Source organism: Sporosarcina sp. Y1009, from assembly GCF_057669865.1.
The window spans coordinates 455,988-476,057 of sequence record NZ_JBYHFO010000001.1 but is presented as its reverse complement, the minus strand read 5'-3'; the positions used below and the strand labels follow the sequence as shown (position 1 = coordinate 476,057).

General features: G+C 35.0%; 23 protein-coding genes and 1 pseudogene. 16 read left to right on the top strand and 8 right to left on the bottom strand.

The window, feature by feature from the left end:
- Positions 1 to 279 precede the first annotated feature (279 nt).
- The 6 genes from AC25Y1_RS02235 to AC25Y1_RS02210 all read left to right on the top strand — a co-directional run bounded on the left by AC25Y1_RS02235 (position 280) and on the right by AC25Y1_RS02210 (position 3,624).
- The gene (locus AC25Y1_RS02235; protein ID WP_488146303.1) at positions 280 to 657 is read left to right on the top strand and encodes a hypothetical protein; all 378 of its coding nucleotides are present in this window, start codon (positions 280 to 282) and stop codon (positions 655 to 657) included.
- A 100-nt stretch (positions 658 to 757) separates the two neighbouring features.
- Complete coding sequence (locus AC25Y1_RS02230) at positions 758 to 943, top strand: avidin-fold protein (RefSeq protein WP_488146302.1); 186 nt, start codon at positions 758 to 760, stop codon at positions 941 to 943.
- Positions 903 to 1,070 (top strand): avidin-fold protein, encoded by a 168-nt coding sequence (locus AC25Y1_RS02225; RefSeq protein WP_488146301.1) that lies wholly within the window; start codon positions 903 to 905, stop codon positions 1,068 to 1,070. The genes AC25Y1_RS02230 and AC25Y1_RS02225 overlap by 41 nt, the downstream gene beginning before the upstream one ends.
- Before the next feature lie 69 nt (positions 1,071 to 1,139).
- Positions 1,140 to 2,045 carry an AEC family transporter gene (locus AC25Y1_RS02220; RefSeq protein ID WP_488146300.1) on the top strand — a complete coding sequence of 302 codons (906 nt, stop codon included), beginning with the start codon at positions 1,140 to 1,142 and terminating at the stop codon, positions 2,043 to 2,045.
- 105 nt (positions 2,046 to 2,150) lie between these two features.
- Positions 2,151 to 2,912: a sugar phosphate isomerase/epimerase family protein gene (locus AC25Y1_RS02215; protein ID WP_488146299.1), complete on the top strand. Its 762-nt coding sequence runs from the start codon at positions 2,151 to 2,153 to the stop codon at positions 2,910 to 2,912.
- Between the two features lie 346 nt (positions 2,913 to 3,258).
- A complete protein-coding gene (locus tag AC25Y1_RS02210) occupies positions 3,259 to 3,624 on the top strand; it encodes a DUF5412 family protein (RefSeq protein WP_488146298.1) in 366 nt (121 codons plus the stop codon).
- A 457-nt stretch (positions 3,625 to 4,081) separates the two neighbouring features.
- On the opposite strand, the gene AC25Y1_RS02205 is transcribed toward AC25Y1_RS02210, so the two are convergent.
- Positions 4,082 to 4,798 carry a 3-ketoacyl-ACP reductase gene (locus AC25Y1_RS02205; protein WP_488146297.1) on the bottom strand — a complete coding sequence of 239 codons (717 nt, stop codon included), beginning with the start codon at positions 4,796 to 4,798 and terminating at the stop codon, positions 4,082 to 4,084.
- 256 nt (positions 4,799 to 5,054) lie between these two features.
- On the opposite strand from AC25Y1_RS02205, the gene AC25Y1_RS02200 reads away from it, so the two are divergent.
- On the top strand, positions 5,055 to 5,435 hold the full coding sequence (locus tag AC25Y1_RS02200; protein ID WP_488146296.1) for a winged helix-turn-helix transcriptional regulator: 381 nt from the start codon (positions 5,055 to 5,057) through the stop codon (positions 5,433 to 5,435).
- 477 nt (positions 5,436 to 5,912) lie between these two features.
- Positions 5,913 to 6,529: pseudogene (locus AC25Y1_RS02195) on the top strand (DNA alkylation repair protein).
- Between the two features lie 522 nt (positions 6,530 to 7,051).
- Here AC25Y1_RS02195 and AC25Y1_RS02190 read toward each other — a convergent pair.
- From AC25Y1_RS02190 to AC25Y1_RS02180, 3 genes are all read right to left on the bottom strand, one after another.
- Entirely contained in the window at positions 7,052 to 7,774 is a 723-nt protein-coding gene (locus AC25Y1_RS02190) for an NADPH-dependent F420 reductase (protein WP_488146295.1), read from the bottom strand.
- 113 nt (positions 7,775 to 7,887) lie between these two features.
- Positions 7,888 to 8,658 carry an SDR family NAD(P)-dependent oxidoreductase gene (locus AC25Y1_RS02185; protein ID WP_488146294.1) on the bottom strand — a complete coding sequence of 257 codons (771 nt, stop codon included), beginning with the start codon at positions 8,656 to 8,658 and terminating at the stop codon, positions 7,888 to 7,890.
- A gap of 209 nt (positions 8,659 to 8,867) precedes the next feature.
- On the bottom strand, positions 8,868 to 9,626 hold the full coding sequence (locus tag AC25Y1_RS02180; RefSeq protein WP_488146293.1) for an SDR family NAD(P)-dependent oxidoreductase: 759 nt from the start codon (positions 9,624 to 9,626) through the stop codon (positions 8,868 to 8,870).
- Between the two features lie 174 nt (positions 9,627 to 9,800).
- On the opposite strand from AC25Y1_RS02180, the gene AC25Y1_RS02175 reads away from it, so the two are divergent.
- The 6 genes from AC25Y1_RS02175 to AC25Y1_RS02150 all read left to right on the top strand — a co-directional run bounded on the left by AC25Y1_RS02175 (position 9,801) and on the right by AC25Y1_RS02150 (position 14,559).
- Positions 9,801 to 10,406: a TetR/AcrR family transcriptional regulator gene (locus AC25Y1_RS02175; RefSeq protein WP_488146292.1), complete on the top strand. Its 606-nt coding sequence runs from the start codon at positions 9,801 to 9,803 to the stop codon at positions 10,404 to 10,406.
- Positions 10,407 to 10,654: 248 nt separating this feature from the next.
- Positions 10,655 to 11,077: a hypothetical protein gene (locus AC25Y1_RS02170; RefSeq protein WP_488146291.1), complete on the top strand. Its 423-nt coding sequence runs from the start codon at positions 10,655 to 10,657 to the stop codon at positions 11,075 to 11,077.
- A gap of 927 nt (positions 11,078 to 12,004) precedes the next feature.
- On the top strand, positions 12,005 to 12,778 hold the full coding sequence (locus AC25Y1_RS02165; RefSeq protein WP_488146290.1) for a Cof-type HAD-IIB family hydrolase: 774 nt from the start codon (positions 12,005 to 12,007) through the stop codon (positions 12,776 to 12,778).
- Between the two features lie 124 nt (positions 12,779 to 12,902).
- Positions 12,903 to 13,184, top strand: coding sequence for a DUF1871 family protein (locus AC25Y1_RS02160; protein ID WP_488146289.1), 282 nt, complete (start codon positions 12,903 to 12,905; stop codon positions 13,182 to 13,184).
- Between the two features lie 227 nt (positions 13,185 to 13,411).
- Positions 13,412 to 13,996, top strand: coding sequence for a DUF6434 domain-containing protein (locus tag AC25Y1_RS02155; RefSeq protein WP_488146288.1), 585 nt, complete (start codon positions 13,412 to 13,414; stop codon positions 13,994 to 13,996).
- A 110-nt stretch (positions 13,997 to 14,106) separates the two neighbouring features.
- Entirely contained in the window at positions 14,107 to 14,559 is a 453-nt protein-coding gene (locus AC25Y1_RS02150) for a YrvL family regulatory protein (RefSeq protein ID WP_488146287.1), read from the top strand.
- Between the two features lie 307 nt (positions 14,560 to 14,866).
- On the opposite strand, the gene AC25Y1_RS02145 is transcribed toward AC25Y1_RS02150, so the two are convergent.
- From AC25Y1_RS02145 to AC25Y1_RS02130, 4 genes are all read right to left on the bottom strand, one after another.
- Positions 14,867 to 15,343 carry a VanZ family protein gene (locus tag AC25Y1_RS02145; protein WP_488146286.1) on the bottom strand — a complete coding sequence of 159 codons (477 nt, stop codon included), beginning with the start codon at positions 15,341 to 15,343 and terminating at the stop codon, positions 14,867 to 14,869.
- Positions 15,344 to 15,532: 189 nt separating this feature from the next.
- Positions 15,533 to 17,260 (bottom strand): GMC family oxidoreductase, encoded by a 1,728-nt coding sequence (locus AC25Y1_RS02140; protein ID WP_488146285.1) that lies wholly within the window; start codon positions 17,258 to 17,260, stop codon positions 15,533 to 15,535.
- Between the two features lie 33 nt (positions 17,261 to 17,293).
- Positions 17,294 to 18,061, bottom strand: a complete 768-nt coding sequence (locus tag AC25Y1_RS02135; protein WP_488146284.1) for a gluconate 2-dehydrogenase subunit 3 family protein — start codon at positions 18,059 to 18,061, stop codon at positions 17,294 to 17,296.
- Positions 18,062 to 18,555: 494 nt separating this feature from the next.
- Positions 18,556 to 19,194 carry a GntR family transcriptional regulator gene (locus AC25Y1_RS02130; RefSeq protein WP_488146283.1) on the bottom strand — a complete coding sequence of 213 codons (639 nt, stop codon included), beginning with the start codon at positions 19,192 to 19,194 and terminating at the stop codon, positions 18,556 to 18,558.
- A 203-nt stretch (positions 19,195 to 19,397) separates the two neighbouring features.
- Between AC25Y1_RS02130 and AC25Y1_RS02125 the strand changes: the two genes are divergently transcribed.
- A complete protein-coding gene (locus tag AC25Y1_RS02125; protein WP_488146282.1) occupies positions 19,398 to 19,637 on the top strand; it encodes a helix-turn-helix transcriptional regulator in 240 nt (79 codons plus the stop codon).
- Complete coding sequence (locus AC25Y1_RS02120; protein WP_488146281.1) at positions 19,627 to 19,983, top strand: DUF2178 domain-containing protein; 357 nt, start codon at positions 19,627 to 19,629, stop codon at positions 19,981 to 19,983. Before AC25Y1_RS02125 ends, AC25Y1_RS02120 begins: the two co-directional genes overlap by 11 nt.
- Positions 19,984 to 20,070 lie beyond the last annotated feature (87 nt).

Here is a 20,070-nt window from a genome sequence, read left to right as displayed (position 1 = left end):
TCTGTACACATTTTCATCCTCTGTGGTGTAGCGCTGATTTTGCGCTACATGTATGGCTAACGGGGTAGGTTACTAACGGGGTAGGTTACTTTAATAAGGTTTATGGTGTATTATGGTAAAATAATTGAGGGGGTTGTTTATATGAAAAAAATTATATTTAGTTTAAGTGTCTTTTTTTGTTTGGTTTTAGTAGCAGGTTGTAGCGAGCAGGAAAAGGCTGTAAAAGGTGAGTTTCTTTAAGGTAACTTTGGTGCTGATTGGAAAGAAGAAACTTTTTATTTGGTTGTTCCGATTAATTGGACAGGCGATTCACCTGTAACAGTAAAGTCGATAGAGATGATTAAAAGAGATGAGAAGCCTATTACATACGAGGAAGATGGTATAAAATATGAAGTCTTTGGTGCAGACCCATTAAAGACATCAGGGATATATGGTGAATCTGATGTAGGAGATTTAAAGGAAATAAAAGATTTAGAGGTAAATGGTGAGGTTAAAATTGTACTTAAATTATTATTAGGTGAAGAAGTAAGAGAAGATAGTGAACGAAGAGTAAGAATCAAGTTTAGTAGTAACGGAGAAGAAGAAGAAGAAGAAGAAGAAGAAGATGTTGTATGGAAGACTCTTGAACAATTAACTACGGATAAGGATAAAAGTTAAAAATGATACATATATCCCTTATTTAACTAAAGGGGCAGTTTAGTTTAAGTGAAAATAAGTATAATTTTTAAAAATACATAGGGCAAAGGGGAAGAGAAAAGTGATAAATTATAATGGTCGTAGCTTTGTTTCAATTAAAAATACAGATAATGGTGAAGTTTCATCAAAGACTATATTTGATTACAAACAAGAGGGGCAAATCCTCTCAGCAACATATAGGGGGAGGAGAAATTGTAAAAGGGACATTGGTTGGAGTTATAAAGGAAGACGGTTGTTTAGAGTTTAGATATAACCACGTTAACAACAAAAATGAAATTAGAGGTGGACAATGTATTTCTACTCCTAAAATCTTACCAAATGGGCGAGTTAGGTTATATGAAAATTGGAAATGGTGTTTCTACCATTCTTCTTGATATCACCAAAGAGACAAAATTTTATCATTTGCTTTTAAAACTACAATTTTTCAGAGGAGCAACTTAGAAATGAATCAAGCATTTATAAATATATTACTTATAATTAGTTTAGGTTATCTATTAAAACGTATAAACATTTTAAAGGAAAAAGATGGAGCAGTAATTTCAAAAATTATTTTTAATATTACGCTACCGGCTTTGGTCATTGTGACATTTAATTCTGTTAAAATTGAACCTTCTTTAATTTTGTTACCGGTCATCGTCATTATTTTTGGACTAATTTCTGCGTTTCTTACTTTTTTTGTATTTAAAAAAGAGGAAAAAGAACTTAAGGGCACTTTAATAATGCTTGCTCCTGGAGCTAACGTTGGATTATTTGCATATCCTATTGTTCATGCTATGTGGGGAACAGAAGGTTTAACGTATTTTGCAATGTTTGATGTAGGAACTACAATTGTTATTTGGGGAATTGGCTATATATTAGGTAGCTATTTTTCAGAAGAGGGGCTGACCCTTAAGCCTGTTGCAATTCTAAAAAAACTCGGAAATTCCATTCCCTTAATGACTTATATCGTTGCTAGTATTCTAAATTATAGCCATATCCAATTGCCTTCTACGATAATTGATGTTGCTACTACTATATCTCAAGCAAATATGCCGTTGTCATTATTATTATTAGGACTATATTTGAATTTTACATTTGACAAAAAATATTTTAGACCTATTATGAAATTTTTAACTTTCCGATACGGTTTCGGACTACTTGTTGGTTTAGCATTATACTTCTTCCTTCCTTTCGATCAAATGTTTCGATATACACTCTTAATCGGACTATTACTACCAGTTGGAATGTCAGCTTTAGTATTTGGAATTGAATTAAAATATAGCACCACTCATTTAATTGCCACGATCGCAAATATTACAATTTTGATTAGTATTGTCCTATTATATGTTTTTGCTATCTTTATACTTTAAATTATTGGTTTCAGGTACGGAATAATGCAGGATGACATAGAATCGTGGTATAAATCAAAGGTACGGAATTGAAAACGAATACATAAGGAAATAAGGAGGACAACTATGACAAAACTAGGCATACAGATTTCAAGCGTTCGGGAATATCTTCAAACCCCTGAGGATGTCTTGGCATCGTTCAGCAAAGTAAGTGAGATCGGTTATAAAACGATTCAGATTCAATGGATCAACCCTGAAATCCCAATGGACTTCATTCACGATGCCTTAAAGGAAACGAGGTTGGAATGCATAGGGACACAGGACCATTATGATGTGGTCATTTCTAATTTGGATGAAGTCATAGAAATCAACAACCTTTGGGGAGGTTCTTACATTACCGTCAGCGGGATTCCAGAGCGCTACCATTCTTATGAGGGCTGTCTAGAGTTTGCAAAGGAGTTGAATAAACTTTCAGAATTCCTTGAAATAAAAGGAAAGATCCTTAACTTCCATCCAAGATATATGGATGTGTTTCAATATGATGGGCAAAATTCACTTGACATCATCTTCGAAAATACCAGAAGTGACTTTCAATTTTTATTAGACATCTATCATATCATCCATGCAGGTCTAGATCCGATTGAGTGGATTTATAAGGTAAAAGGACGAAATGATTTAATCCACTTCAAGGATAGGATGATTGATTCGGATGGAAATGAAGTGCTCATGCCTGTTGGGCAAGGCGCAATCCAATGGAAGAAAATCTTCGATGCCACGATCGAAACTGGCGTAAAATATGCTTTCGCCGAACAGGAGAAATGGCAGAAAGATCCATTCCAATGTTTAAAAGAAAGCTACGATTATATTATGATGAATGGAATAGAGTGAAATGTATGAACGTGCGAGACCACTGGTTTCAATAAAAAAATCGCCCTCTTTTGTAAGACGAAATAGAAGAACAGCTATCGAAGACAGTAGAACAGCTAAAAGAAGAAGTTCAAACGATAGAAGCCCAAATGGCTCCGCAATAGTTTGCGAACTTTCCTACTTAAAGTAACGTTAGTTGAAGAAGGATTACTGAAATAATCAAACCTTTTTATAAAAACCAAACTTATATCTGCTGCAAAAGAACCCAATTTGATCAATCTTTTTTCAAAATGGATTCTTTTTATTTATTGTAAAACGTGGGTTTAGAAGGTATTTATGATTAAACTTTATTTCAAAGCTACATCTGGTGTTTTTATTTTTACTAGGTATATCAAGTATTCAATTCTACAATCAGTACTATAATTTGAACTACTTACCAGCAGGTGAGTTGAACGCAGTGTTTCCGTCACCAAATGAAAATTATGAAATTCACACATACAATTTTACGGGAATATATGGTATGAATTCAATGGCAGTGTTAGTAAATACGGAAACTGAAAAAGAGAATACCGTTTACTTTAATTGGTATGATTATGACCCGCAAGTAAAATGGGTTAATAATGATGTCGTAAAAATTGGAAGAGAAGAGTTGTCAATTCATCAAGATACTTATGATTACCGACACGATTCCGATCCACTTCGTACCTTACCACATCAAAGGGTAATGCATTAGATATAAGACAATAGTTACTCTTCAACTATCTGGTGCTTTAGTTGAACAATCGGCCACCTTTACAAGTAATTTTTCCCTTCTGAGTGATGGAGTTAAATACTTCTGAATCTAACACAATCCAAATATGTTCGATTTGTAAAAAAAGGGCAGGATCGGTTCTTTGGGGGATGGAGCTAATCGAGTTTCTTGTTCAACTAACGGGGCAGGTTAGTTCAAGAGTGTTGTTTAACTTGTGTTCAACAATCGGGCCGTTTAATTGAGTAACAGGTTGCAAAAAACACAATTTTTTTTAGAATTTTCTTCTTGCTACACAAATGTCATTAATACCAATGCTCCTCGTGATGCCGTTCATGTGATAGACGGGTTGGCGGTACCACCATTAGAGCTTTTTATTCTAAAAAAGGAAAACGCTATCCAAAATACATCGGATAGCGTCTTGATATTTCGAATAGGTCTATTAAGGGTTCGTCGACCAAAGTCCTGCATGTTTTAATACAACACGTGGATGAAGTTTTAGCTGTGCAACCATTAATTCTGCTAAATCTTCTGCTTGCATCACATTTTCAGAATTGCCGTCTGTTAAATTTAACTCAACAGCCATATCTGTTGCAACCGTACTTGGCGTTAACGTTGTCACACGAATATTTTTCTTACGCACTTCAAGCATTAATGACTCACTTAGTCCAATAACTGCAGCTTTTGAAGCCGCGTATGCACTTGTAGTTGGTGCACTTCTTTGGCCAGCTGTTGATGAGATGTTAATGATGTCGCCTGTGTTGCGCTCTATCATTTCTGGTAATACCGCACGTGTTGTATAGTACACACCTTTTACGTTGACATCGATAATATTTGTCCATTCTTCAGGCGTTAAGTCCATGAAGCTACCGAATTTTGCAATGCCGGCATTATTTACTAAAATATCGATTGCACCGAGCTCGCCACGAATTGATTCAACCGCTGCTGTGATAGAATCTAAATCCGCTACATTCGCTGCAGCGATTGCTACCTTCACGTCATATTGTTTAAGTTCCTCTGCAACTTGTTTTAAATTTTCAAGCGTACGTCCAACAAGACCTACGTGAATACCTTCCTGCGCAAAAGCTATTGCTGTTGCACGTCCAATTCCACGCCCTGCTCCTGTAATTATTGCCACTTTCCCTGTGATTGTTTGCATGTTTTTTGCTCCTTTAGATAAGATAGATTTATTATTGACGAAATAAAGTGTTTTAAACTAAAAAAATTAATACTTGAGTAAGGTGCGTTTGATAAAACCGTTCTGATGGTATAATTAATTACGCTGTTTTACTCGGAAATGATTTGTCTTTAAGACTAACTTCATTCTACCTACAGTTTTCTATATTGTGAAGAACGCACTTTTTTGTGCGGAGGTTACCAAACGGTTACTACTATAAATAAAGGAGAAAATGTCCATGTCAGATACATTAAGAAAAGAGATCCAAGAAAGAATATTAAATCAAGATTATCATTGTGAAAAAGAACTTACCTTATCGATTATTAGCGGGAAATGGAAAGTTGTTATTTTGTGGCATTTAGGTGTAGAAGGGACACATCGATTCAGCGAACTTCAAAAGCTTTTCCCGAAAATATCCCATAAAATATTATCAAATCAATTACGTGACCTGATAGAAGATGGAATTGTTCATAGAGAAGTGATTCCAGAAGTTCCTCCGAAAGTCGAATATTCAATGACTGAACTTGGGATGACGTTATTACCAATCGTTGAGATGATGTATGAATGGGGAAAAAAACGAATAGATCAAATTAAACAAGAAGAAAATTATTTCGAATAACGGAAAAACTAAAACATTAAGAAGATATAAATTGCTCGTTCTGGCAGAAAAAGTAATATTGAATATAAAAAAGATGTTTTGTTGTATAAAAAATCTCGGACTTATTCTTTACTTATGTTAAAAGGGCAGAAAGAAAATTAAGGTTTATCTTGTTCCATAATCGGGCGCTTTACTTGAAGAACATTGACTGCATATGTGGCTCTTTTTTTAAGCAGGACTTAATATCAATAAGAGGTGAATCATGCAGATGTTTTCAAAAGAAAGGCTTACATTCATACAGTTTAACCTTCATATGTTAATCGCCGCGATAGGATTTATTAGTGTGCCGTTGCATATACTTTTTTCTCCAGAACCAAGCGTCTCTATTACGAAATTCACAATCCATTCCAATATCATTGTCACCATAATATTTACAATAAGCACGTTTGTTATTTTGTTAAAGAAAAAAGCAAGTCATCTGTTGGACTTGTAGAAAACATTCTCTCTCAGATCAATCATAAAACTAAGCTAGGCGACTTACGAAAAATCGCGAAGGACATTAAAAAAGACCATGAACTAGCCATGGAACTTTGGTCAACCGAAGCGTTTTTGCCCAGACTATTAGCAATCTTAATTATGGAAAAAAACTTCTTTCACAGGATGTGCTAACTCAGCTTGATAAGGATATGCAGACGCACACTTTTGATGAGCGAAATAACTTAATGGATTGGTTAATGGCGAATCAGCTCACCAAAGACAAGAAGAAAATCGCATTGATGGAGTCATGGGAAAATAGTCCTTCAGCTCTTCAAAGGCGAGCTTTCTGGTATTATCAAGGGCGATTGAGATGGACTGGACAACCACCACCTGATAACACCGCAGACTTGCTTTCTGTAGTAGAAGCTAATATTTCGCAGGAAGAACCGGAAGTTCAATGGGCTATGAATTTCACCGCAGGCTGGATAGGCGTTTATGATGAAAAGAATCGCGCACGTTGTATTAAACTTGGTGAGAAAACGGGTCTTTACAAAGATGAAATCGTATCAAAAGGATGTACGCCCAGCTATTTGCCGGAGTTCATTACGATTGAAGTTAACAAACGACATAATAATTAGTTACCACTGAAAAATTTATTAGGGTTTAATGCAAAAAATAAAGGAATTCAAAGCCTCAATATGAAAATTGTAATAGGCTTGGACCGGAAGATGTAAAGGATTAACCCACTATCTCTTTTTGATCTGTAGGGCGCTTATTTTTAAGAAGAACAACTTTCCAGCTGCGCAGTACAACGATACTATTCAATAGAAAAAGATCTTCCACAATCTGGCCCTTTTCTTAATAAGAAAGCGTCTTTTTGCATGGACAACACATTTAAGGGATTAAGTTTATCGAGGTGTAAAAAGGATTGTGAAGTATCGTACTTAAACTAACGGGTTGAAGAAGGGATGCTATAAAATACACATTATGTGGACGGAAGAATGCGGATATGCGTAACTAATTGGGTGCATTAGTGGAAGAGTTTACAGTTAAAGGTTTACAATATGCTAAAATAGTGATCAAAATACCTTTGATCACTATATTTAGATCCAAATGTCTTTTATTCAATTTAAAGCAATGAACAATATGGGTTTTCTAAATTATGAATTATATGTTTCTCTGTTTATGTTCATCATATCTTTATGTGAAAATCCATCTGAATACATCTCGATTGCCTTGTCCCGTAGGAATGGGGCTTTTTCTTTATCTGCCTTTTTCAATGCTTCCGTTAGTTCTTCTTTTGTTAGTTCTGTGCAGTATGCAGGAGTTCCTGGCTGTTGTCCCCAAGAATCAGTTAAAGAGCCACTATCCACTGCATCGAAGCCTAGCTCATTTACTAGGTCCATGATTATTTGTTTTTGTGATAGGTCATTACCGGAAATTGCCATGGCAATGCGACCGCTAGTACCTTCCGGGGTTCCTTTATTTTCTAAAGTATAGGCTAATAGATTGCTGAAGGCTTTAATGATAGGTCTACCTAATTGATTTGAAACCCAAACGCTTTCAACCATTCCGTTCTCAATTTCTTCAATTTTATTGTCTCTAAAAGGATAATAATTTGAAGTGTCTACAACGATTATTTCATCTCCAGCTTTATCTACAATGTTGCGAATGCTTGGCACTACATGAAGAGGAATTGATATGATAAGAATATCAATATTTGTTATTACATCTTCCACACTCACGGGTGTTCCAGCAATTTCTTTCCCTTCTAAATGTCCAATTTCTCGAGCGTCTGCAATTTTAACATCATATCCATTGTTGACTAATTTTTTAGAAATACTTGTTCCTATTGGTCCTGCACCTATAATTCCAAATCTCATAATTGTTCCTCCTAAATATAATTTTGTTTAATTATGATTCAATATCGCTAATTCAGTAGTAAATCCTGTGGAAATTGCTGTTAAAGAAGTTCTATGAATAGCATAGTAATTAATTACTTTGTTGAGGTAGCTCCTCCATCTACTACAAATTCACTTCCTGTAGCAAACTTAGACTCATCAGATGCTAAAAACAACACCATATATGCAAGGTCTTTAGGATCACCTAAATGCGGTGGAAGCGGGAAATTGGCTTCAATTGTTTCTCTCAATTCAGGGTGATCCCTTAGTGAGCTTTCTACCATCGGGGTATTAATTACACCTGGATGTACAGAATTCACACGAATATTATCTTTTGCCAATACTTTTGCAGCGTGCTTTGTCATCGAGCGAACAGCACCTTTAGAAGCACTGTAGGCTACATCATACCCATCGGGACCTCCACCAACAAGAGCACCGATTGATGACATGTTAATGATTGAGCCCTTACCGTTTTCCTGCATTTTAGGAATAACAGCTTGCATACCTAAAAATACACTTGTTGCGTTTATTGTCAAAACTTTGTTCCATTCTTCTAAAGTTGCTTCCTTAACACTTTTTCCTATCTGAATAGCGGCATTATTTACTAATACGTCTACTTTACCGTATTTTTCAACAGTATCATCAATAGCAGTTTTCCATTCATCAGGAGAAGTCACATCTAGTTTTAAAGCAAGTGCATTCCCGCCGTTAGCATTAATTTCATTTATTCTTTCTTGTAAAAGTTCGAATTGTACGTCTGCTGCTCCTACCTTTGCTCCTTCTTCAGCAAAGGTTTGGGCCATAGTTAACCCCATTCCACCTGCAGCACCTGTAATAATTACTACTTTACCATCTAATCTTGCCATTCTATTTTCTTCCTAGAAAAACATTTTTGATTCCACTATAATCTTAGAGATCAGGTTCATGTTCCTCTTGAGAAAAAATCGTCACGCGCCCTATTGGAGTAATAAAAATCAAGTACAATAGTGGACGAAGCATATAAGCTATTAGATTTTCCATTTATATGACACCTAGAAGTTCTAATAGCTTATGTTGCTAGCCTCAAAGTCTCTAATTACTTGTTGATAGTAGCTCTTGCTCCATCAATTACATAGTCTCCGCCACTAATATAACTAGCTTTATCAGATGCTAAGAATACGATTAATTCGGAAACTTCTTTTGGATCTGCAAAACGTTTCATTGGAAGGAGATTTTCAGACACATCATCAATTTGCTCTTTAGTTAATGTAGCTTCGGCCATAGGTGTAAGTATTGCTCCTGGAAGAACAGCATTGACACGAATGTTTTTATCAGCAAATTCATATGCCGCTTGTTTTGTAAGGCCTCTAACTGCAAATTTTGAAGCAGTATAAGCTGGATTCACTGTAATATCATGTCTCAATCCAGCAAGGGAAGAAACATTTATAATAGACCCTTTATTATTTTCAACCATTGTAGGTAAGACTGCTCTCATACCGTAAAAAGTTCCATTTTGATTAATATCAATTATTTTTTTATACAAGCCTTCTTCTATATCCAGAAGTCCTGTTATCGCACCTGCAAGTCCAGCATTATTCACTAAAATATCGATGCTACCAAACGTATCTTTAGCCGTTTGAACAATGTTAGCCCAACTTTTAGGGTCTGTTACATCTAGCTCTACGAAAATAGCTTTGTCTTCTCCGATGTCTTTTGCAACTTTCTCGCCATTTTCGACATCAAGATCTCCGATTACAATTTTTGCACCTTCGTCAGCAAGCTTTCTTGTATGAAATTCCCCCATACCTTTTGCCCCGCCAGTAATAATCGCTACTTTACCTTCTAATAGTCCCATTATTTGTTCCTCCTATTTATAATTACGTAGTTTAAATAAAAGCGCTTACGTTTAAATTATAAGACTCGTTCGATATAATGTTAATAAGCATATATAGTACAAATGTTGAAAACTCAACAAATTGAATGAATTTGTTCGGCGTATTTAAGAATAGAACAGAAACGAGGTTGATTTATGTTGAATAATTCAAATCGTCAATCCAGAAAAAAACAAATAACAAGGGATTTATTAAAAAATGCTTTTATCGAACTTATTTTGGAAGAAAACAATTTAAATTCTATTACCATTAGCGATATTACCAATCGGGCTGATTTTAATAGAGGTACATTCTATATCCACTACCAAGATAAAATTGACCTCTTGGAAGATTTATATCAAGATGCTATTGAAGTGATACACCAATCGATTAAAGACCCATACAAAAATATGAATAAGGTGTTTTTTGGTGGGGTTATTCCTTCGATTGAACTGTTATTTGAATATATCCGAAAAAATAAAAGGTTGTTTAGATGCCTAGATAGGATAGAGAACCATCCAGATATATATAATCGTCTTGAGCAATTTTTGTGGAATTTATTCAATAAAGAAATTCATATTGAACGGGAAACTGATGCTCAGGAAACAGAGTACGAAATTTTTCTTAGCTTTCAAATTCACGCTACAGTAGGTGTCATTAAGTATTGGATTAAAAAGGATTTTACCTACTCTACAAAATTTATGAGCGAACAACTAACATCTTTTTATTCAGATAAAGTAATTGCGATGAAATGGACGAATTAAAACTTTAATTAATGTAGAGGTACCTGTGCGAAGTGCAATTATGACAACTCATCACATCGGATAAAAATACAACTGAATATCGACAAAGCGTTGTAAAGTCGATATCCCCTTTCTTCAGTTATGCAATTGTAGTTAATATGCAGAATAGTTTCTCGCACAGGTACCTGAAATTTGAGTCGCAATATAATAAACTATGATTTGAAACATATAAATTATCTTCACGTCTAACAATTCAAGGAGGCGATTGTTTGAAAAAAATAGCGCTCACTTTTATATCACTGTTATTCTTATTAACGGCTTGCCAAGCAAATGATCCCAATGCAATAACACTGGAAGAGGTGGTATCTTCATTTGAAGAACAGCAATTGTCACTAAAAGAAAGTAAAGTTACTAAGGACGACAATATATTTGGAATTAAACTCAATGGGGCTATTCCTTCTTCTTATGAATTAGATGGAAAATTAATTATAGTTTATATATATGATTCAAATAACGAACGAGAAAAGGGTTTGGAAGATTGGCGTGAAAAAACAGCGAGTATGAATACGGTCTCATATAAAGTATATGAGGTTAATAATGTATTGCTGTTTTATGTTTATGAAGAAGAAAACCTTAATAGTGAATTTGATAATAGAATACAAAATGTTGTGAATGGTTTAAGTGACAGTTAATTATATCGTTAATTGGTATTCAACTAGCGTGGTGCTTTACTGAAAATCGTTGATCTGGTTGAATTTTTTTCCTTATTGAACTATCACGGCATGTTAGGTCCCCGAAAATAGCTGAGTGTTATTCAGTAGTATCGGTGTTTGTCAATAAAACAATAGATATGGTAGTGTTGATAAAAACTAAAATTCTCTGGGAGTGGAAACATGAAAAAAATGATATATATCGCTTCACCGATACTGAGATATCTCCTGTACTAAGAGATGATAGAGTGGCAAGACGTATTAAACTTAACTTCTGAAAAATTTGGTGAAAGTTACAAAATACTCAATCCCACTTCAATGGTTTATTATAATTTATTGTTAGGTTTAGATAAAATCTTCAACTAACTGGTGCTTTACTTGAAGATCATTGAGCAGTAAATGGGGCTCTTTTTCTTTATTGAACTAACGCGGCTAGGTAGTGAAAGATTGGTGTTTAACTGGTAAGACTGGCTTATTGATGGAGATTTATTTGATACTAATAATTACTTGAACTCTTTACAGGGGTTGTTTCAACAAACAAGGTTGTTTCCAATTCATTACGGTTCTGGATATATGAGAGTTCCACTGAATGGTCTTGCAACACTTTTTATGGGAAAAGTCATTCTGGTTCAACAGGTTCCTTTGCATTTTACTATCCCGAAAAGGACATGTTTTTTATTGTAGAAGTCAATCAAATGGAAAAGCCGCGACGCCTGTACAGGTCTATGTGATCATAAAGATTGAAGTATATTCCAATAACAGGTGCAATTGTTGAATACAATCCTCTTTACTTATTGGGCTAGTGGATGACATCCTATTAGCTGCTTTAGTTGAAGAAGGATTTTTTTGTTTTGAAGTCGAATATTTAGATAGACATTTATTATTAAAGAACTTTACAGGGAGATTTTTATGGGGTATAAAATTGTTTTTTTGGATGTTGATGGAACAATTACGCATCATGAAGATGGTAGCATTCCATGCAGCACGATTGAGGCTATAAAAACATTGAAGAGTAAAGGAATAAAGGTTGTAGCAGCAACAGGAAGACCGTTATCAATGTGCAGAGAATTGCAGGAGTTGGGTATTGAAACAATTATAACAGCGAATGGAGGATACGTGAAACATAACGAAGAAGTTATTCATAAAGTACCAATGGATAAAAATATAGTTCAAGAAGTTATAGCATTTGCCGAATTACAGAATAAAGGATTGTCATTCTATACTGAAGAGTTCAGTATGAATGGTGTAATAGAAAATGAGATTTTAACAGCTTTAGAGGAAACTTTGTCTTTAGATGATTATCCTGAAACTAATCGTTTAGTACATAATCAAGAAGTATATTTAATGTGTTTGTTTGCAAATGATGAAACGGTTAACAAGTACATTCGTAAATTCCCGCATCTCACATTTAAAAGATGGCATCCCTATGTGTTGAACGTTTTGAAGGAGGATGTATCAAAGTCATTAGCGATTATAAAAACCTTAGAATTTTTTGGGATTGATAAATCGGATGCAATTGCTTTTGGAGATGGCGAAAATGATATTGATATGCTGGAATTAGTAGGATTCGGTATAGCAATGGGAAATGCAAAAGAAACATTGAAAAATGTTGCTGATTTTGTTACCAAAAAATCAAGTGAAGATGGCATTGAATATGCATTAAAAAAGTTTAATATAATTTAGAATGTAAATCTTAGTTTCGAAACCTTCTTAAAATCCGCTTTTTTCTAATTCAACTAAAGGGGCAGGTTAGCTAAATAAGGGTGTAGCATAAATCACTAAAAATACATTTTGAAAGAGGGATATTATGAACCACTACCAAATTGTAAAAGAAGTAATTAATGATTGGGACCCGATGCACCTTTTACGTTACACATCTGAGGATGAATATGATCCGGAAATAAGTCGCATTGTATCGCTATTACCAACTGCATCTGTTGAAAAATTAGCTGTAGTGATACATGAGGTCTTTGATGAAATGTTTTCGAGGAGTAGAGTACCTTCGATTAATAATTGTTATCCAAGTGCCTTAAAAATTTGGGGCAAAATTTATAATAATAAATATCCAAATTTAAAAAATCGATATTAATCAAAAGCAATATTATTAAATTAACGGGTGCTTTAGTTATACAAGTGGCTGCCTGTAAGAGTAGCTTGTTCTTATTGAACTAACGGTTAGTTGAAGAGTGTTGTTTAACTTGTGTTCAACAATCGGGCCGTTTAATTGAATAAAAAGTAGAAGAATATCTGATAAAAAAACAACAGAAGTAAGTGTACAAATTATATTAATTGTTGCTTTGAATGGAGAGAGAATAATTGAGACCTGAACTAACAAGAGATTTGAATGTAACCGATTTTCGGAATTTTTATTGGTTAAAAGAGGAATTGCAAACTTATTGTAGGGAAAATGAGATAAGTGCTTCTGGTTCTAAAATAGAAATTTCGGATAGGATAGCAGTATTTCTTGAAACAGGAAAAATACATAAGCCAATGAGGAAAAGAAGTCCTTCCTCGAAAGAAATAGAATTGGAAGAGTTACGTTTAGATACGGTTATTACGGAAAATCATCGTTGTAGTCAGTTAGTTAGGGCTTTCTTTACATCGGTAATTCCAAAATTTCATTTCTCCACTTATATTCAAAATTATTTTAAAGAAAACGTAGGAAAAACATATAGGGATGTTGTTAATGCATGGTATGAGGAAGAGGAAAGAAAAAAAGATCCTTCCTATAAAAAACAAATAGGTTCACAATTCGAATACAATCAATTTACCAGAGATTATTTTGCAGATTCTAAAAACAAGGGTAAAAATCGAGAAGATGCAATCAAAGCTTGGAATGCGTTAAAAAAGCTACCTGGTAGCAACAAATACATATCAAAGAATGAGCCAGAAACCCTTTAATATTACTTATTAAACTAATGGGTGCATTACTTAAAGATCGTTGAGCTGCTTAGATGGCTCATTTTTCTTGTTCAACTAAAGGGGTAGGTTACTAAGGAGGTGCGTTTAATATGAATAAAATTAAAACAGTAGTAATTTGTACGTCTATCGTATCGATAATTTTACTGGGCATTACTTTTTTTGAATACATATTTTTAAGATTACTTGGATTACAATATAATTCAATTGGTGCTTTAGTATTTTTCTTTGTTATGTATTTATTCTTTGAAATACCTCTCTCCCTTATTTCAAATGCGATACCAAAAGCTTTAAAATCTATCGGTATTATTCAATCAAGTAAGGGCTGGTTCTCATTTATTTTGAATGTGGGTTTTACTTTTGCGTTAATTGAATTACTCGATAACTTTATGGTGAATGTTTCGATTACATGGCAAGGTTCACTCATATTTGCATTGATTGCTGGACTTGTCGGTTTGAAATTAAAAGAGAAAGATGATGAGCCCCCAACGATTGATAGCGAAGAATTCGAGAAAATAGGAAATAGCTTTAATCATAAGAAATAGGCTATCTAACGCAAGGTTTGTGAAACTACACTTAAGCTAACGGGTGCTTTACTTGAGGATCATTGGAGGTGAATCATGCGGATGTTCTCAAAAGAAACGTTTACATACAAGTAGTTTATCCACGTGTTTTATCTACTTACCACTTATCCTTTCTAGTGGTGGGGAATACAGTGGAATTAGGATCATGACAAATATCACATTCCACTACTTGTTATACTATATTAAAGTGGTCTAGTTACAAATCAATCGCTAAACTTTCGCTTAGAAATGGTGTAGCTTTGAACTAAACTCATACCCTTGCTTATGTTTAGTTATTAACAAAAAGAATTATAACTAATAAAATGATAGGGATGCCCACCACAATTGAGAGGATTGAAATGGCAACATGTACTCGCTCTTTTGATTTAAACATACCTTTAAATACTAGGTAAATAAAAATCCCGATTAATCCGCCGACTGTATTTAATATCAAATCATCTATATCAGTTGCTCCACGCTTAAAAATATATTGCAGTACTTCAATGCCTAAGCTCGTCCCAATAATTGCTGCGAGTACTTTCCAAAATTGAAACCGTTTCATAAAGTTAGCGAAATAGAGCCCTAATGGAATAAACATCAATATATTTCCCCATACATTTAACGTAAAGCCTTGCTCTGTAATCATATCAAAGGGAACTAAGTTAACACTTCGTCTAGCATCTCGTGCTAAAAATACTGTATCTATTAGTAGATACGAATAGAATACGAGTACAATCCAATAGCCTATATTTAAAAATTTTTTCATCAAATATCTCCTTCTGAATTTCTTCACTTATCATAAGCTGAAAATCTTAAGAAAAAGTGATTTAGAATCTTAATTTAATCTTAATTATTTTGTTTTTTGCCTGCCATTAAACAAAAATACGCAGCCAATCACCAGTTTAATACCGGCAATCGGCTGCGTAAAGTGTTTTTTAATTAGAATAACTAGTCATTATGCTTTAACTAGTAATCCGCCTTCTTTTAGGTATTTTTGAATACCTTCTGCTGCACGGTAAGAAAGTGCACCCAGTGTACCAGTTGGGTTGAAACAACTATTATGCGGGAATGCAGAAGCACCTAATACAAATACGTTTTCAGCTTCCCACATCTGTAGATATGAGTTGAGCGCAGATGTTGCTGGGTCAGCACCCATAATAACGCCACCTGTATTGTGCGTGTTTGTATCTTTGTTGACATTAAACGGAGCTTGTTCTTCATTTGTCTCAATAATATCAGCGCCGAGTTCTTCTGCAATCTTACGTGTGATTTTAGACATGTATTTACCTAGCGCACGGTCATTATCTGTATATTCATAAGTCATACGTAATAACGGATAGCCAAATTCGTCTTTAAATTCTGGGTCAATATCCAGGTAATTTTCTTTATGTGGTAAAGAAGCACCTTGCGTTTTAACAGGGAAGTTTGAGTTCGCATATTTAATAGACTTCTCTTTAAACTCAGCACCCCAGTTTGCTGTTCCAGCAGGTACACGGTTGACTGCAATCGGACGGTCACCATATTGAGTTGAACGAACGCCAGCCCCGTGTATGAAATCTACATCACTATGATCAAAGTTATCGCCCATATATTCCGCGATCTCAATCCCTAGAGCACCAGCACCACCATATAGGTTATACTCTTTATCCTCGAAGAATAGTTGAGACCCACCAGCAGTTACTTGGTAACAGTAGTTTTTACCGATTGTTCCTTCACCAGTTTCTGGGTTATAAGGCGTCCCAATACCAGAGTTAAGAAGTAAACGAGCATTGTTGAATACATAACTTGCCACAACAACTACATCTGCAGGTTGTTCAAACTTTTCTCCAGTAAGCATATTTACATAAATTACGCCAGTTGCTTTACCGCCACTTTTTGTTAGTTCTACTACGTTAGAATGTGTACGAAGATCTAGTTTCCCAGTTTGCTTCGCAACAGGGATGACTGTTACAGTCGGATCACCTTTCGCGCCGTATTCACATCCGAAGTTTTCACAATACGCACAGTATTGACACGCTGCACGAGAGATCCCGTCTGGATTTGTATAGGCTTCAGATAGATTGGCTGCTGGCATAACAAACGGTTTGTATCCTAGGTTTTTTGTTGCTTTTTCGAAATCCTTCATTAACGGTGTTTTTAATAATGGCGGTGTTGGATATGGATTACTACGTTCTCCCCATAGTCCTTCTACTGTTTCACCTGAGATTCCCGCCATTTTTTCGAAAGTATCATAGTATGGTTCCATTTCATCATACGTGATTCCCCAGTCCATAAGACCGTCCATCCAAGCAGGAATTTTATCGAGTCCGTAACGCTCGATTGTTTGTGTGCGAATTTCGAAGTCATAAGGTAAGAAACGATAAGTTTGTCCATTCCAGTGACTACCTGCACCACCAACACCGTCTCCTACTACGAATGTACCGTAGTGACGCATCGGTAAAGCTTTTCCTGATAATGTATTTCGATAAGTAATTGTTTCCTTAGAAAGATCTTGCATTAGTTCATGACGATGTTGGTAACGAAGTTCATCATGTCCCATTAAATAATCCGCTGTTGTCCGGTCTTTACCGCGTTCTAATCCAACAACACTGATTCCCGCTTTTGTTAGTTCAGCTGAGACGATTCCACCAGCCCAACCCATCCCAACTACGACGACAGGTACTTTAGGTAATTTTGTAACCATATATATGTCTGTCCCTTCTATTATAAAATATTATTAATGACCCATATGAGAATTTAAGCCTTGTGGTTCAAGTGTGATAAACTTCTCATCTTGTATTTCAGATACATATTGCATACGAGATCCTGGATACTTACGCATACCCCAGCCGATCATTTCATTATTACCACCATACATTGGGTCTGCGTATACACCCTCAATCGTTAATGTGCGTAGTAAACTGAAGAAATGGGAAGAAGAAACTTTTCCGTATAATTCAACTTTACCCTCACTAAATGTAGTAAGCACTTCATCTTGTTGAGCAGCTTCTAGCGCTGTGAAGTCAGTGTCAAATTCTGCCTTACTATAAGTGTTTAAGCTGTCTAAACCAGCTATGAATATATCTTTACGAAGAAGTTTTATTTGTGGACCTTGGTTTTCTTCAGGCTTATAAAAAGCACCTAAACGGTAATCTTTTACGTTAGAACCCCATGGACCTGCCAATTGATGATCGATATAAATCGCAGCATTCAGTTCTTTGGCACCAGGTCCGTTTGCATTTTCAGGGAAAATACGTTCCGCTGCTGCTTGTGTAATTTGATATTGGATAGGTGTGAAGAACATGAGCGCAACATTTGGATTAGCAGTTGGCGTGATATGTTTTTGTGGTTCGGTATTAGTTGTTGGTTTCTCATCATTTAATAGAAGATTTCCTAAAGCTCCACCTAAAACAACACCACCAACTGTCAAACCAGAGTTTTTGAGAAACGAGCGTCTTGATGAACGTTTGTCTAAAACGGTATCTTTCTTTTCTTGTTCTGACATTTTAAAACCTCCGATAAATTTTATTGTGAAATAAAGTTCCAATTATAAGCAATCGTATGAAGAACTGAAAACAAATCATGAAGCTATGAGTCTCCCGATCATATAAAGACTATGAAATAGGGCAAGTAGCACCTGATTGTGTTTCAATTTAAAGTATATTGTGTCATACTATTTGTCTTTTCTTTTGCAGTAAGTAGAACTATTTTAAAATATGATTTAAATTGTATACAGAAACACATGAATTGTATACAAAGCAACGTTATTCATGTTACTACATTCATACGTTATTTGTACATATTAAAAACAATTTAAACTTATCAATCAATAAGTGATCTTTTATAAGATTTTTGAAACCAGAATGTTTTTTTCTTAATACTAAGCATAATGCCCTTAACATAAATCGATTGAACGAAAAAAAAAGCACTGCTGAATGAGTGCTTTTTGGGGGAGGGGAATATGAAATTTTGCATTCAGATAACTTCGTTAATAACCATTTAAAAATGGCCTTTCCTACCGAAAATCTCAAGTGTGAAATTCATGTCTCTATTTAAATGTTCGGCCATGAGTTCGCCGGCAAGTTGTTCGTCTTTATTTTTAATGGCCTCGTAAATTTCTTCATGCTCTTCGATTAGATTTGGACGACTATAGATATCGAGTTTTAGGCTGAACAGATAGAAAATAGTCTGCGCCTTTTCTAATCTTTCAATCATGATGGGATTTTGGCATTCATTGATGATTAAATCATGAAAGCGTTGGTTTGAGGTGTAAATCTTTTTTGACTGCCCCTCCATAAGTAAACGACGAGATTCCTTGAGGGTATTCTCAAGTTCTATGATCGTTTCAGGTGTCATATTTTTTGCTGCTCTTTTGGCTGCAAAACTTTCTAGTACGATGCGCAACTCATATATGTATATCAAATCCTGTGCAGTCGGATTATAGATATGCTTATTTTTGATCAAACCTTCTTGCTCGAGTCTTTTAATCGCTTCACGAATCGGTGTACGGCTAACACCAATCTCACCCGCAAGACGTTCTTCTACGAGTTTCATACCACCTTTATAAGTTCCATCCAGCATACGTTCACGGATGTATTCATAAGCCGTTGTTTGTGCATTCATTTTGTCAGAAACCATATCCTAACTCCTCAAAATTTATATTTATAGTAATCACTTATCTATTATTATACGTTAAATTATGTTTTTTAAAAGAAGACGACCTAATCAGTTAAAAGATTATCCTGAATTTCTAATAATGTATAAGCATATCGTGATTTAGTATAAGTTTACTTTACTTTAATTAAGAAGTAGTTTATAATGTTTTTTAAGAGGTGATGATCATGAAGAGAGATACGGGTGATACGATAGCGAATAAGGTCTATGAATATCGTGTGCTCGCCAGAATGACTCAGCAAGAGCTGGCTGAGAAAGTAGGTGTTTCTAAACAAACCATTTTCGTTATGGAAAAAGGAAATTATGTGCCTACGTTACTATTAGCTTTTCGGATTGCAAATTTCTTCAAAGTTGATGTCAATGATATTTTTACTTATGTAGGGGGGAATGATCAAGATGAAAATTGAGTCTACATCAATCACAGAAATATCAAGTAAGCTGTTTAATCCAATAAAAACCTGGGCGGAAGAATCAGCGGGAAATTGGAATATGTTGCTTTGTATCGGTCTTTTATTACTTGTGGTCGGGGCGGTTCTGGTATTCGTATTTCGAAAGAAGATGGGGAAGGCGGACGAAAGAACAACGCAAATCTCTTTAAAAAGTGCCCTCATCATGTTGTGTGTAATCGTTTTCTTCGACGTGGTTTTCCCGAAAGAATATATGTGGGAAATTTTCTTCCTATATAAATATGCGCTTGCATTCATCGCTTCAGGAATCTATCTAGCTGTTCGGTATAGAAAAGATTTTTTATAAACGAAAGAACTGATAGAGCCATGGTGCTTGTTCTAAAAAAGCGCGGGAAAATAACTTAATCCCAAAATGTAAGTCGATGAGCGAACT

What these genes read in the sequence shown, in the direction of transcription:
- AC25Y1_RS02220 (WP_488146300.1), top strand. Translation starts at nt 1,140, where the DNA reads ATGAATCAAGCATTTATAAATATATTACTTATAATTAGTTTAGGTTAT.
- AC25Y1_RS02215 (WP_488146299.1), top strand. Translation starts at nt 2,151, where the DNA reads ATGACAAAACTAGGCATACAGATTTCAAGCGTTCGGGAATATCTTCAA.
- AC25Y1_RS02205 (WP_488146297.1), bottom strand. Translation starts at nt 4,798, where the DNA reads ATGCAAACAATCACAGGGAAAGTGGCAATAATTACAGGAGCAGGGCGT.
- AC25Y1_RS02200 (WP_488146296.1), top strand. Translation starts at nt 5,055, where the DNA reads ATGTCAGATACATTAAGAAAAGAGATCCAAGAAAGAATATTAAATCAA.
- AC25Y1_RS02190 (WP_488146295.1), bottom strand. Translation starts at nt 7,774, where the DNA reads ATGAGATTTGGAATTATAGGTGCAGGACCAATAGGAACAAGTATTTCT.
- AC25Y1_RS02185 (WP_488146294.1), bottom strand. Translation starts at nt 8,658, where the DNA reads ATGGCAAGATTAGATGGTAAAGTAGTAATTATTACAGGTGCTGCAGGT.
- AC25Y1_RS02180 (WP_488146293.1), bottom strand. Translation starts at nt 9,626, where the DNA reads ATGGGACTATTAGAAGGTAAAGTAGCGATTATTACTGGCGGGGCAAAA.
- AC25Y1_RS02175 (WP_488146292.1), top strand. Translation starts at nt 9,801, where the DNA reads ATGTTGAATAATTCAAATCGTCAATCCAGAAAAAAACAAATAACAAGG.
- AC25Y1_RS02165 (WP_488146290.1), top strand. Translation starts at nt 12,005, where the DNA reads ATGGGGTATAAAATTGTTTTTTTGGATGTTGATGGAACAATTACGCAT.
- AC25Y1_RS02160 (WP_488146289.1), top strand. Translation starts at nt 12,903, where the DNA reads ATGAACCACTACCAAATTGTAAAAGAAGTAATTAATGATTGGGACCCG.
- AC25Y1_RS02150 (WP_488146287.1), top strand. Translation starts at nt 14,107, where the DNA reads ATGAATAAAATTAAAACAGTAGTAATTTGTACGTCTATCGTATCGATA.
- AC25Y1_RS02145 (WP_488146286.1), bottom strand. Translation starts at nt 15,343, where the DNA reads ATGAAAAAATTTTTAAATATAGGCTATTGGATTGTACTCGTATTCTAT.
- AC25Y1_RS02140 (WP_488146285.1), bottom strand. Translation starts at nt 17,260, where the DNA reads ATGGTTACAAAATTACCTAAAGTACCTGTCGTCGTAGTTGGGATGGGT.
- AC25Y1_RS02135 (WP_488146284.1), bottom strand. Translation starts at nt 18,061, where the DNA reads ATGTCAGAACAAGAAAAGAAAGATACCGTTTTAGACAAACGTTCATCA.
- AC25Y1_RS02130 (WP_488146283.1), bottom strand. Translation starts at nt 19,194, where the DNA reads ATGGTTTCTGACAAAATGAATGCACAAACAACGGCTTATGAATACATC.
- AC25Y1_RS02125 (WP_488146282.1), top strand. Translation starts at nt 19,398, where the DNA reads ATGAAGAGAGATACGGGTGATACGATAGCGAATAAGGTCTATGAATAT.
- AC25Y1_RS02120 (WP_488146281.1), top strand. Translation starts at nt 19,627, where the DNA reads ATGAAAATTGAGTCTACATCAATCACAGAAATATCAAGTAAGCTGTTT.